The sequence below is a fragment of the Escherichia sp. WS1450 genome, from assembly GCF_046487395.1.
Taxonomy (GTDB): Bacteria; Pseudomonadota; Gammaproteobacteria; order Enterobacterales; family Enterobacteriaceae; genus Escherichia; species Escherichia coli.
The window spans coordinates 62,259-74,509 of record NZ_JBJQJO010000004.1 but is presented as its reverse complement, the minus strand read 5'-3'; the positions used below and the strand labels follow the sequence as shown (position 1 = coordinate 74,509).

General features: G+C 47.8%; 10 protein-coding genes and 1 pseudogene. 4 read left to right on the top strand and 7 right to left on the bottom strand.

Features of this window, described 5'->3' with window-relative positions:
• Positions 1-223: 223 nt before the first annotated feature.
• Positions 224-850, top strand: a complete 627-nt coding sequence (gene gstB, locus ACJHYR_RS06235) for a glutathione S-transferase GstB (protein ID WP_001314584.1) — start codon at positions 224-226, stop codon at positions 848-850.
• Here gstB and yliI read toward each other — a convergent pair.
• Together yliI and bssR are read right to left on the bottom strand one after the other, a co-directional pair.
• Positions 847-1,962, bottom strand: a complete 1,116-nt coding sequence (gene yliI / locus ACJHYR_RS06230) for an aldose sugar dehydrogenase YliI (RefSeq protein ID WP_000555033.1) — start codon at positions 1,960-1,962, stop codon at positions 847-849. The genes gstB and yliI overlap by 4 nt on opposite strands.
• Positions 1,963-2,072: 110 nt before the next feature.
• Positions 2,073-2,456 (bottom strand): biofilm formation regulator BssR, encoded by a 384-nt coding sequence (gene bssR / locus ACJHYR_RS06225; RefSeq protein ID WP_000497137.1) that lies wholly within the window; start codon positions 2,454-2,456, stop codon positions 2,073-2,075.
• Positions 2,457-2,668: 212 nt separating this feature from the next.
• Here bssR and rimO point away from each other — a divergent pair, with 212 nt between their 5' ends.
• From rimO to ACJHYR_RS06210, 3 genes are all read left to right on the top strand, one after another.
• Entirely contained in the window at positions 2,669-3,994 is a 1,326-nt protein-coding gene (rimO, locus tag ACJHYR_RS06220) for a 30S ribosomal protein S12 methylthiotransferase RimO (RefSeq protein WP_000049367.1), read from the top strand.
• 225 nt (positions 3,995-4,219) lie between these two features.
• Positions 4,220-4,606 carry a type II toxin-antitoxin system RelE/ParE family toxin gene (locus tag ACJHYR_RS06215; protein ID WP_000539521.1) on the top strand — a complete coding sequence of 129 codons (387 nt, stop codon included), beginning with the start codon at positions 4,220-4,222 and terminating at the stop codon, positions 4,604-4,606.
• Complete coding sequence (locus tag ACJHYR_RS06210) at positions 4,596-4,925, top strand: helix-turn-helix domain-containing protein (RefSeq protein WP_001280945.1); 330 nt, start codon at positions 4,596-4,598, stop codon at positions 4,923-4,925. Before ACJHYR_RS06215 ends, ACJHYR_RS06210 begins: the two co-directional genes overlap by 11 nt.
• A 69-nt stretch (positions 4,926-4,994) precedes the next feature.
• On the opposite strand, the gene ACJHYR_RS06205 is transcribed toward ACJHYR_RS06210, so the two are convergent.
• The 5 genes and pseudogenes from ACJHYR_RS06205 to gsiB form a co-directional block, all read right to left on the bottom strand.
• Complete coding sequence (locus tag ACJHYR_RS06205) at positions 4,995-6,323, bottom strand: GGDEF domain-containing protein (protein WP_021564116.1); 1,329 nt, start codon at positions 6,321-6,323, stop codon at positions 4,995-4,997.
• 7 nt (positions 6,324-6,330) lie between these two features.
• Positions 6,331-8,671, bottom strand: a pseudogene (locus ACJHYR_RS06200) (EAL domain-containing protein).
• Between the two features lie 177 nt (positions 8,672-8,848).
• Complete coding sequence (gene gsiD / locus ACJHYR_RS06195; protein WP_001236042.1) at positions 8,849-9,760, bottom strand: glutathione ABC transporter permease GsiD; 912 nt, start codon at positions 9,758-9,760, stop codon at positions 8,849-8,851.
• A 2-nt stretch (positions 9,761-9,762) separates the two neighbouring features.
• Positions 9,763-10,683 (bottom strand): glutathione ABC transporter permease GsiC, encoded by a 921-nt coding sequence (gsiC, locus tag ACJHYR_RS06190; protein WP_000936043.1) that lies wholly within the window; start codon positions 10,681-10,683, stop codon positions 9,763-9,765.
• A gap of 17 nt (positions 10,684-10,700) precedes the next feature.
• Positions 10,701-12,239, bottom strand: a complete 1,539-nt coding sequence (gene gsiB, locus ACJHYR_RS06185; RefSeq protein WP_021564114.1) for a glutathione ABC transporter substrate-binding protein GsiB — start codon at positions 12,237-12,239, stop codon at positions 10,701-10,703.
• Positions 12,240-12,251: the final 12 nt, after the last annotated feature.

The window sequence follows — 12,251 nt, the reverse complement described above, 5'->3', positions numbered from 1 at the left end:
AAAAAAAATACGTTATATCGCCGTATGATAAGTTCGGTGATTAATAACGCACACACAAACTTAAAGAAACCGTAAGTTGGTAAAGTTTTTAAAGTTTATGCAATATCCTGCCGCTTCGCTGCTTCTGGTGTCATTTTTTTGCCAGCTGTTGCTTAAAAGTTAACTTTACTTCACCATCGGAGTCCTGTTCAGCCTGTGGCTGCCTGTCGGAAAAGGGGTGAGTATGATTACGCTGTGGGGTCGGAATAATTCAACCAACGTAAAAAAAGTATTGCTGACGCTCGAAGAACTGGAACTACCTTATGAGCAAATTCTCGCGGGCCGTGAGTTTGGGATAAATCACGATGCTGATTTTCTGGCGATGAACCCTAACGGGCTGGTGCCGTTGTTACGCGACGACGAAAGTGATCTCATTCTTTGGGAATCAAACGCCATTGTCCGCTATCTGGCGGCACAGTACGGGCAAAAACGCCTGTGGATCGACTCACCGGCACGTCGTGCGGAAGCAGAAAAATGGATGGACTGGGCAAACCAGACGCTCAGTAATGCCCATCGCGGGATCCTGATGGGATTAGTCAGAACACCACCGGAAGAGCGCGATCGGGCCGCCATTGATGCCAGTTGTAAAGAGTGCGACGCCCTGTTTGCCCTGCTCGATGCGGAACTGGCAAAAGTAAAATGGTTCTCCGGCGACGAGTTTGGTGTGGGCGATATCGCTATCGCACCGTTCATCTACAATTTGTTTAACGTTGGCCTGACCTGGACACCGCGTCCAAATCTGCAACGCTGGTATCAGCAACTCACTGAACGCCCAGCAGTGCGCAAAGTGGTGATGATTCCCGTTAGCTAATTGCGTGGGCTAACTTTAAGTAATTCCCCACTGGACTCGTCGGTGAGAACGTATAAATAACCGTCGGGTCCAGTGCGAACATCACGAATTCGCTGCCCTCTGTCCGTTAAAATACGGCCATCTTCTGTCACTTTGTCGCCGTTGACGCTCATCACAATGACATCTTTATCTTTCAGCGCGCCAATAAATAATTTTTGCTGCCACTGGGGGAATTTATCGCTGTTATAGAAGGCCATGCCGCTCACGGCGGGCGAATCTTTCCAGTAAAAAACAGGTTGCTCGGTCCCGGCGACGATCTCCCCTTTCGCTTCCGGTATCTTAAAGCCTGAATAGTTGATTCCCCAGGTTGCCAGCGGCCAGCCGTAGTTTTTGCCTTTTTGCGGGATATTAATTTCATCGCCACCGCGCGGGCCATGTTCATTCAGCCATAGTGCATTACTCCACGGATTCATCGCCATTCCTTGCGGATTACGATTGCCATAAGACCAGATCTCGGCGCGCGCACCGGATTCCTTTATAAAAGGATTATCATCCGGGATTTCGCCCTGGTCGGTCAGACGCACCAGTTTGCCCTGTAATTTATCCAGATCCTGCGCCGTCGGGCGCTGATTGTTTTCGCCCAGAGCAATAAAAAGATAACCTTTACCGTCGAATACCAGCCGCCCGCCAAAATGGTTGCCGGTAGACAGTTTTGGCATCTGGCGAAAGACGGTGCGGAAGTCGGTCACCTTTGAGAGATCATCACTTAAGCGGCCATAACCCACAGCAGTTCCGGCTTTGCCATCATCGCCAACTTCGGAATAACTTAACCAGATGCGGCGCGACTGAGCAAAATCAGGCGCTAAAACCACGTCCAGCAGACCGCCCTGCCCGTGCGCCCAAACGTCCGGCACTCCGGAAAGCGGCGCAGATAATCCTTTTCCTGCTTGCCAGTGACGCAACTCGCCGCCGCGCAGAGTGATTAACATACCGTGATTGTCGGGTAAAAAGGCCAGCGCCCAGGGATGGTCGAGTTTGTCTTGCAGTACTTCGACATTTACCGTTGCAGGAGCCGCCCAGAGAGCGGAAGAAAGACAAATAAGGGGCACAAGGAAAAAGGATTGTCGATGCATAACGCCTCCGGATTGACTCTGGCTTAAAGCGTAGTCAGTGGAGGAGATAACAAATTCATTTTTACAAAAACTTAAACATGAAGGGGGAGACGCTTTCTCCCCCTTAGTTTTCAGGCCTTCTCAAGCATGGCGTGCTTCTGCAGGCTCTGGATACTCAGCGTTAAGCTCATCAGACAATTTTCAAGCTTATCGGCGTTGACGGTAATAACAGTCGGGCAATCATGGTGCCCACTCATCAAACATACTGCGGCTGTCGCTAATGCTTCTTCAGCATGATGAAGAGCACTCCACTCTTCCTGATCCAGATGAAGATTCAACCGCAGCGATTTATCGTGCAGTTCGCGATTCAGTTTAAAAAAGTTATCTCGTAGATGATTGCTTTCGCTGACGGACATGTATCCTTTTGCCTTCCTCAGTTGCACGTATGCGGCGAGGTCAACGCGTGCGTCGATCAACCGGTTCAGCAGATCGATTCGCTGTCTGTCAACGAACATACTTCGATCCTCCTCTTTCCAGCCTTGTTGCAATTAAATAGTATGGCTATTTTTTGAGCAAAATGCTGTCCAGGATCAATTCTTCACGCCGAATTAACAAAATTTACATTTCCTTCGCCTCCGCCAGCGAATGAGATTGCGATACAAATTTTATCCAGAACTCTGTAGAATCCCTGCCCTGACCTTTCCTGTAACTGAATATTTTTTAAGCTATGAGCAAAGTAACTCCCCAGCCGAAAATCGGCTTTGTTTCCCTTGGCTGTCCGAAAAACCTTGTCGATTCAGAGCGTATTCTCACCGAACTACGCACTGAAGGTTATGACGTGGTACCGAGCTATGACGATGCGGACATGGTGATCGTCAACACCTGCGGCTTTATTGACAGCGCGGTACAAGAATCACTGGAAGCCATTGGTGAAGCGTTGAATGAAAACGGCAAGGTAATTGTGACCGGTTGTCTGGGGGCAAAAGAAGATCAGATCCGCGAAGTCCACCCGAAAGTGCTGGAAATCACCGGGCCTCATAGCTATGAGCAGGTTCTGGAGCACGTTCATCACTACGTGCCAAAACCGAAACACAACCCATTCCTGAGCCTGGTGCCAGAACAAGGCGTGAAACTGACGCCGCGTCATTATGCCTATCTGAAAATTTCTGAAGGCTGTAATCACCGCTGCACCTTCTGCATTATTCCGTCTATGCGCGGCGACCTGGTGAGCCGTCCGATTGGCGAAGTGTTAAGTGAAGCGAAACGTCTGGTTGATGCGGGCGTTAAAGAGATTCTGGTGATCTCGCAGGATACTTCCGCCTATGGCGTCGATGTTAAACATCGTACTGGCTTCCACAACGGCGAGCCGGTAAAAACCAGCATGGTCAGCCTGTGCGAACAGTTATCGAAACTGGGGATCTGGACACGTCTGCACTACGTTTACCCTTATCCGCATGTGGACGACGTCATCCCACTGATGGCAGAAGGCAAAATCCTGCCGTATCTGGACATTCCGTTGCAGCACGCCAGCCCGCGCATTCTCAAACTGATGAAGCGTCCGGGTTCTGTAGATCGCCAACTCGCGCGCATCAAACAGTGGCGCGAAATCTGCCCGGAACTGACCCTACGCTCAACCTTTATTGTCGGCTTCCCTGGCGAGACAGAAGAAGATTTCCAGATGCTACTCGACTTCCTGAAAGAAGCGCGTCTGGATCGCGTTGGCTGCTTTAAATACAGCCCGGTTGAAGGTGCAGACGCCAATGCCCTGCCTGACCAGGTTCCGGAAGAAGTGAAAGAAGAACGCTGGAACCGTTTCATGCAGTTGCAGCAGCAGATTTCCGCCGAGCGCCTGCAAGAGAAAGTGGGCCGTGAAATTCTGGTGATTATCGACGAAGTGGACGAAGAAGGTGCGATTGGTCGCAGCATGGCAGATGCACCGGAAATCGACGGCGCGGTTTATCTCAATGGTGAAACCAACGTTAAGCCGGGTGATATCCTGCGTGTGAAAGTCGAGCACGCCGATGAGTACGATTTGTGGGGTAGCCGGGTTTAATTAATCTTAAGGCAGATCTAACAAGAATATTGTTCTTCGATCTGCCTCTGCTACCCTTCCCTATGTCCTACCCTTACGCACAAAATCCCCTGACGCATAAATCGAGAAAAATGAATCGTACTCGAGGCAACTCTCACTTTTTCACACCAAATTAAAGTTTTGATCGCAATTACTTGAAATAAGCGTAATGGTTACTATAGTAAACATTACCACAAGGATGGATGTATGGGTGTGTATAAGGCAAGACGATTCAGCCAAAGCACGAAAAAACTTGGTATTCACGATAAAGTTCTCATGGCTGCCGCTGAAGAAGTGATGCAGGGCATATGGGAGGCTGATTTAGGTAGCGGTGTCATCAAAAAACGTTTACCCCTCCAACAAGGAAAGAGTGGTGGAGCCAGAACAATTATCTTTTTTAAATCAGCAAATCATGTGTTTTTTTATGATGGTTGGTCCAAGAGTGGTCTAAGCAGTAAAGGAACCAAAGAAATCGAAGATGATGAACTGGCGGCCTACAAAAAAATGGCAAATGCATTTCTGGCCTTTAGCAATAAGCAAATAGAGGATTTGATCGAAACTGGCTTTTTGATTGAGGTGAAAAATGAGCGATAAATTACAAATGATGCTGGAAGATGCAAAGGAACTGAATGCACTGGGCCTGATGTCTGATAGTGAAGTTGATGCCATTGCCGTCATGGTCAAAGCTCGTGAAGTCAGCGCCCGTATAGCCAAAGTCAAATCAATGACGGGTGAAGAGATCAAAGCCATCCGCACCCGATACGGCATGTCACAATCCGTGCTGGCACATACAATGGGAATGTCAAAAGAAAGTGTCTCGAAATGGGAACGTAATGAAATAAAACCGAGCGGCCCGGCATTACGTATTTTGAATACATTGGCAATAAAAGGGCCGGAAGTTTTTGCAAAGTAAAATGTTTGCAAATGATTTACCACATTCATTAGTACCCCTTGATTAAGGGGTACTAACACTATTCTAATTCTACTGCCAGCTAATCTGCGCCCTGCCGTTTTTCTTACTCTTATACAGCCGCTCATCCGCCAGCATTTTCAAGCGTTCGACGGTAGTACATTCATTTGAATGCGCTACACCGATACTGGTGCTTAAATTAATGCTTCCCACCTGGAAATGAACAATTTCTTTTAGAATCGATAGCAACTCTTCCAGCGTTCCACCCGTATAAATCACCGCAAATTCGTCACCGCCGAAGCGGTAGACTTTACCTTTATCTACCGGGATCTGTGATTTAAGGATTTTCACCACTTTCATCAACACTTCATCGCCCAGCAAATGACCGAAGGTGTCGTTGATGTTTTTGAATTTATCGACGTCAAACAGGCACAAATAACCGCCTTTTTCCGGCAGCGCTTTTAAATCTTCGTCAAAGGATTTTCTGCCCATTGCTTTGGTCAGGTCATCCAGGAACGCCGAGTTATACAGACTGTAGAGTTTTTTGACATCGGCAGCCGAAAAGAAAAGCCCGCCATCCAGTACGCGTTCAAAATGGTTATTAATGATGGCTTCTTTCTCCACAATACCACGATTAATCACTCTGCGTACCAGATAGAGGCAACTGACACCCGATATCACTGCCACCAATGCGGCAAAGAAAATAATCAATGTACAGACCCGCAAATAAACATCTTTTTTATACGCAAATACGTACAATCCGGTCGGCAAATAGGCGAAGTGCTCCATCGCTTCCGAAACGGTGAAGATGGCGTTTTTAGCATTAAATTCATCACCGGTCACCGGTTTACCGTTCTTAAACAGAGAGAACATCAGGTTCTCGCTATCCATCGCCAGCGATTTTGACAGTAAAGAAAAACGCTCCAGACCAAGCAAAAATATCAGACTGCGATTGTGAGTTACCGGATAGAGGTAATAGACGAAGGTTTTACCGTCAAAAGAGATAAACCCTGTATTTTTGACATGTCGATACTTCACAATCTGCATAATATCTGCACAATAATTTTTCTCGAACTCCTTTACCTGAATACATTCGTCACTGGAAATCAGATAAGGACCGACATCGTACAAATAAGAGGGTGAAACCGAGTCGGCGTAAGCTGTGCGCAAACCAACCAACAGCTGTTCCTCCGTGGGGTTTAGCGTGTTGATGAGCTCAATTGCCACGCTACGCCGATATTCAGCAATATTTGCCACCGCAAAAGCAGTATCAATAACGGACTGTTTCAGGCCATACACCCGTTCTTTTACCATTTGAGTGTAGATCCCGCAGGCAACTGCTGAAATCATGATAAAAATCAGCAGACTGACTGTAAGTACGAACTTATTGATTCTGGACATACGTAAACTACTCTTTTACTAATTTTCCACTTTTATCCCAGGCAGAGAATGGCATGGGTTTCTGGTACAGATACCCCTGAGCCTGAACACATCCTAATTTGATTAATTCGCGCGCAACGTCTTCGCTCTCTACGCCTTCCGCAATCACCGGGATCCGGTTATAGCGTGCCAGATCGAAAATAATGCGCACAATTTTTCCCGCAGTACCGAAAATATCGCCGGTAAATTGCGAGTCCACTTTTATGCTATCTGGATTAATTTCATAAAAACGTTTCAGGTTTGACAAACCGGTGCCAAAGTCATCAATCGATATCCGTACCCCTTGTTTACGCAGTTGTTCAATATTGAGATAAAAATGTTCATTAATTCGCTCGATCACGGTTTCAGTGATCTCAACACAGAGGCTGTTCGCCTTCAGGCCATTTTCTTCCATGATGGTGGTAAAACGCTCATGAAAGTGTGGTTCGTTTAACTGCCAGGGCGAAACATTAATATGCAGTAAGAAACCGTCCTTCAGAACCGCACGCTCGCTAAAATGCCTGAATTCACCCATTGCCGTTTTAATAATCTGATAACCCAGCTCATTGATAAACCCGATATCTTCAGCAATGGTAATGAACTTTAGCGGTGAAATGATCCCCCGCTCCGCAGACACCCAACGGCACAACGCCTCCGCGCCCAGAATGGTGCGGGTGTTAATATCAACGATCGGCTGATAGACCAGGAATAGTTCGCCAATTTCCATTGCATGGCGAATATTACGCGCAATCCAGATATTCTCTTCTATTTCGTTGAGTTTCGCGTCATCACAGAAAATAAACTCTGAGAACATATGGTCACGGATGCTGGAAATCGCCAGTTTCAGTTTTTCTGCGTAACTCCAGGCGTTTTCCCCCTGCAAAGGTTCACAAATGGCAGACTTATGGATGCGCAGATTGCGGTAGCCAAAGCTGCTGTCAAAATCGTTTACCATCGCTATTTTACGGGTAAATGTCTGTACATTTTCCCGACACAGAAGTAAATAGAGATCGGCATTGAATGTCACGATATCGCAGCATTGCGCATATTTCTCGGCAATTCGCTGACACAATTTCCTGACGATTTTATTGCGTTCATCAACACCAAACACCGCTTCCACGGCTTCCAGACCACACAGTTTGATGATCCCAACAGCCAGATACTGATTATTGTTGGACTCAATAATCGCCATATTTTTAATAAAACCGCTTTCCTGATCGTAAGAGATCAGTGAGAGCAATTTATTTGACCGTTCAATTTCGGCATCTTTCATTTCCGCGATCGAATTTTTGATGCTGATAATCTCTTTCGCATCGCCTTCGCGAATTTTCAGAGCCTCGATCTGATCCGTTGAGTCGGGCAAAAACGCCAGCGTATTAACCAGCTCGGTCATTTCAGAAAATTGCCGACGGAACACACGAGTGGTCATTAAATAAACCACCAGCAATACGATAATAATGAAAGCAAACGGAAAGTTTATCTGATGCGTTCAATAAATTACCGCCAGGATAATAAAAATAGATTTCGAATAATGCGTTGTTTGGCACCGCTGATGTTTTTTCGATATATTCAGTATCGACAGAATCAATAATATTATAATTACCTTCGCTATTATAAATAATCAGTTTTTCACGCGCGAGTTGATTCTTGGCAATGATCTCATGGCCTTGTTTCAAAAATAGAACTTCATCATTAGCGCTGATTTGATCAAGATACTCGTTCAGATATCGCCAGTTTAAATCGACATGAATTTTATCCACCGCTAACAAATCGTGATCTTTGCCGTTGATGTGTAGCGTAAAAGAGATACATTTTTTACCCGGACGATCAAAGCAATTGTATGCCGGATTCCAGCTGTTGTTAGAGTCATCTGAAGCCACCGACCACGGTCGTTTCGATGGGTTAAAATCGGCAAAAATAACCCGCCCTGACTCGTCGACAAGCGGTCCATTTACTTGTTCCTGATGATAAACTACGATTTTATCATTCGCCCTCCGCGAAAAGAGATAATATTTATTATCATCAAGTACCAGTCCCACCGAGTCTAAAAATGGCATCATTTCCATTTTAAGAATCACGGCGCGTTGAATCTCCTCTGTATTTTTTAATAAATACAGTGAGTCCTTTAATGTCAGGGCCGAACGTTCAATATCTTTAAAGAAATAGCCAACGTTTTTCTGAATAAGTTCAAAGCGGCTATCGGCACGTTTTACCGCGCGCTCCGATACCAGTTGATAGTTAATGATGAAAAAAAGACCAATAAATGACAGTGCTGCCAATAAAAATAAAATTATCAGCCTTATCTTTATCTTTTCGTATAAACTCAGCATGTTAATACATTTAACAAAATAACTATCTGAACGCTGTGCCGCTGCAAAAATTGTCCCTTGCTGCGGCTTTTTAACCAAATTACCCGATTCTACAAAATCAGCAGAAAGTTACAACACTTGCTTAGGGCAATAATTTCCTGTGAGGTGATTACCCTTTCAAGCAATATTCAAACGTAACTATCCTTTAATTTTCGGATCCAGCGCATCGCGTAAACCATCACCCAACAAATTGAACGCCAGTACAGTCAGAAAAATAGCCAGGGCCGGAAAAATAGCGACATGCGGCGCGATAACCATATCCGCTCGTGCCTCATTGAGCATTGCTCCCCACTCTGGTGTCGGCGGCTGCGCACCGAGGCCGAGAAATGACAGGCTGGCGGCAGAGATAATCGAGGTACCGATGCGCATGGTGAAAAACACCACGATAGACGAGACAGTCCCGGGCAAGATATGGCGCAATAAGATGGTCATGTCGCTGGCACCAATACTGCGCGCCGATTCAATAAAAGTTTGCTGTTTCAACACCAGCGTGTTGCCGCGCACCAGTCGGGCAAACGCGGGGATGGAAAAAATGGCGACTGCAATAATCACGTTAGCAATGCCGCTTCCCAACACCGCAACAACAGCGATCGCCAGTAAAATACCAGGGAAGGCAAACAGCACATCGCAAATGCGCATGATCAGCCGATCCCACCAGCCTTCATAATATCCAGCCAACAAGCCCAGCAACGTCCCGATCGCCGCACCGATAAACACGGCAAACACGCCCGCCGCCAGCGAGATTTGTGCACCAACCAGGACACGGCTGAAAATGTCACGCCCCAGTGAATCAACGCCAAACCAGTGCTGCAAAGAAGGTCCGTTATTCAGATTGTCATAATCAAAATAATTTTCGGCGTCATAGGGAGCGATCCAGCGTGCAAAAATAGCCACCACAATCAATAAAATAACGAACAATGCGGCGGTCATCGCCATATGCTGACGGCGAAATCGTCGCCAGAATTCATGCCACGGTGTACGTACCTGGTCAGGTTTGACCAGTGGCATGGCGTTTAACACCGCCTGACGTCGCCAGTTAAATAGTCGCATCCTTACTTGTACCTGATAGCCGGGTTAATGGCGGCGTAAAGCACATCCACCACTAAGTTGATAAGAATAAATTCCAGCGAGAAAAGCAGAATTTCTGCCTGAATCACTGGGTAATCGCGCATTTCAACGGAGTCAACGAGTAAGCGTCCAAGTCCGGGCCAGTTGAAAACTTTCTCCACCACGATGGAACCACCGAGCAAAAAGCCAAACTGTAAGCCCATCATGGTCACTACCGGGATCATCGCGTTACGTAGCCCGTGTTTGAGGACAACCCAGGTTTCGCTCACCCCTTTCGCCCTCGCGGTACGCATATAATCTTCGCTTAAAACGTCGACAAACGACGCGCGGGTAAAGCGCGCCATCACGGCTGCCACTGCCGCGCCGAGCGTCAGGGAGGGTAAAATGTAGTGCTGCCAACTGTCTGCTCCCACGGTAGGCAGCCAGCCCAGTTCAACGGAGAATACCTGAATTAAAAGCATCCCCAGCGCAAATGCCGGAAACGAGATCCCCGACACCGCAATGGTCATACTCAATCGATCCGGCCAACGATTACGCCAGACGGCGGCGATAATTCCCGCCGCCATACCAAATATCACCGCCCAGACCATACTGGTTATGGTCAGCCACAGCGTTGGCATAAAGCGGCTGGCAATCTCATCGGCAACCGGACGACGCGACACCATCGACAGGCCAAAATCCCCCTGCACAGCATTGCTGATATAGTGCCAGAACTGGTGATACAGCGGCTGATCCAACCCCAGCTGCTGACGCACCAGTTCTATAACCTGCGCATCAGCTTCGGGCCCGGCAATCAATCGCGCCGGATCGCCGGGCAGCATATGCACAAATAAAAACACCAGCACCGAGACGATAAACAGCGTTGGAATCAACCCCAGTAAGCGTTTGATAACGTAATTAAGCATTCCACTCCCTGCGTTGCTTATTGCAAATCCGCGTCTTCAAAGCTGAAACCGGTGTCTGGCATGATCCAAAAACCGGTCAGGTTTTTACTGTGTGCCGACACCAGTTTTTCTACCACCAGCGGGATCCACGGCGACTCTTGCCAGATGATATCCTGCGCCGCCTTATATAAACGGGTCTTTTCTGCCGGATCATTAGTTTTCAGTGCCTGAGCCAGGAAGTCATCCACCTGTTTATTGCTGTAAAACGCGGTATTAAACAGCGTCGGTGGCCAGTTCTGCGAGGCAAACAGCGGCGATAGTGCCCAGTCCGCTTCGCCGGTTGAAGCCGACCAGCCAGTGTAGAACATTCGCACGCCGCTCTCTTTTTGCCCTTTACCTTCAACTTCTGCCGCCCGCTGTCCGGCATCCATCGCAGTCACCTGGGCTTTAATCCCGACCTGCGCTAACTGCTGCTGGGTAAATTGCAGCACTTTCTGCGCGGTGCTGTGGTTATGTGACGACCACAGCGTGGTACTGAAACCGTTGTGATATCCCGCCTCTTTCAGTAATTCGCGCGCTTTCACTGGATCGTAAGGCCACGGTTTATAACTTTGCGCGTAGGCGATACTCGGCGGTACCACACCAGTAGCTGGCGTTGCATAGCCCGCGAAGGCTACTTTCACCAGCGCCGGGCGGTTAATGGCGTAATTCAGCGCCTCACGGACCTTCGGGTTATCGAACGGCTTTTGCGTCACGTTCATACTGATATAACGCTGCATAATTGACGGACTGGCCATCAACTCGATATTTTTGTTTTTCTCCAGCAGTGCGGCCTGCTCGTAGGGAATGGGGAAAGCAAACTGCGCTTCACCGGTTTGCAGCATTGCCGCGCGGGTGTTGTTATCCGCCACCGGACGCCAGGTTATGCTGTCCAGTTTGGGCAATCCTGGCTGCCAGTAACCCGCGAATTTTTTCACCTTCACAAAATCAGTCTGATTCCAGGTATCCAGTTCATACGGCCCGGTTCCCACTGGATGAAAACCAATATCCTTGCCATATTTTTCCAGCGCTGCCGGCGAAATCATCGCGGTCGCCGGATGGGCAAGAATATTAATAAACGCTGAGAACGGCTGTTTGAGGGTAATCTTTACCGTTGTTGGATCGATCGCTTCCGTTTTGGCAATATTCTTATACAGGTTGTAGCGTTTAAGATGATTCGCCGGATCGCTGGCCCGGTCCAGATTCGCTTTTACCGCCGCTGCGTTGAAGTCGGTGCCATCCTGGAATTTAATTCCTTCCCGCAGTTTCACGGTGTAAGTAAGGCCGTCATCGGAAACGGTATAACTCTCCGCCAGCACGTTTTTCAGTTTCATCTCTTTATCGAGACCGAACAGCCCCTGGTAAAACGATTTCGCTACGGCCTGAGATAACGTGTCATTTGCGTCATACGGATCGAGCGTGGTGAAGTTCGATCCTACCGCCACCACCACATCTTTGGCAGCGAATGCACAAGATGCCATCAACGCTGTCGCAATGCCCAGCGCCACTAACCCACTACGGTGTACAGCTCTTGCCATTTTATTCTCCGC

Bases quoted from the DNA above. Each gene is read 5' to 3' on its own strand.
- yliI (WP_000555033.1), bottom strand. From the start codon at position 1,962: ATGCATCGACAATCCTTTTTCCTTGTGCCCCTTATTTGTCTTTCTTCC.
- gstB (WP_001314584.1), top strand. From the start codon at position 224: ATGATTACGCTGTGGGGTCGGAATAATTCAACCAACGTAAAAAAAGTA.
- rimO (WP_000049367.1), top strand. From the start codon at position 2,669: ATGAGCAAAGTAACTCCCCAGCCGAAAATCGGCTTTGTTTCCCTTGGC.
- ACJHYR_RS06205 (WP_021564116.1), bottom strand. From the start codon at position 6,323: ATGTCCAGAATCAATAAGTTCGTACTTACAGTCAGTCTGCTGATTTTT.
- gsiC (WP_000936043.1), bottom strand. From the start codon at position 10,683: ATGCTTAATTACGTTATCAAACGCTTACTGGGGTTGATTCCAACGCTG.
- gsiB (WP_021564114.1), bottom strand. From the start codon at position 12,239: ATGGCAAGAGCTGTACACCGTAGTGGGTTAGTGGCGCTGGGCATTGCG.
- ACJHYR_RS06210 (WP_001280945.1), top strand. From the start codon at position 4,596: ATGAGCGATAAATTACAAATGATGCTGGAAGATGCAAAGGAACTGAAT.
- bssR (WP_000497137.1), bottom strand. From the start codon at position 2,456: ATGTTCGTTGACAGACAGCGAATCGATCTGCTGAACCGGTTGATCGAC.
- ACJHYR_RS06215 (WP_000539521.1), top strand. From the start codon at position 4,220: ATGGGTGTGTATAAGGCAAGACGATTCAGCCAAAGCACGAAAAAACTT.
- gsiD (WP_001236042.1), bottom strand. From the start codon at position 9,760: ATGCGACTATTTAACTGGCGACGTCAGGCGGTGTTAAACGCCATGCCA.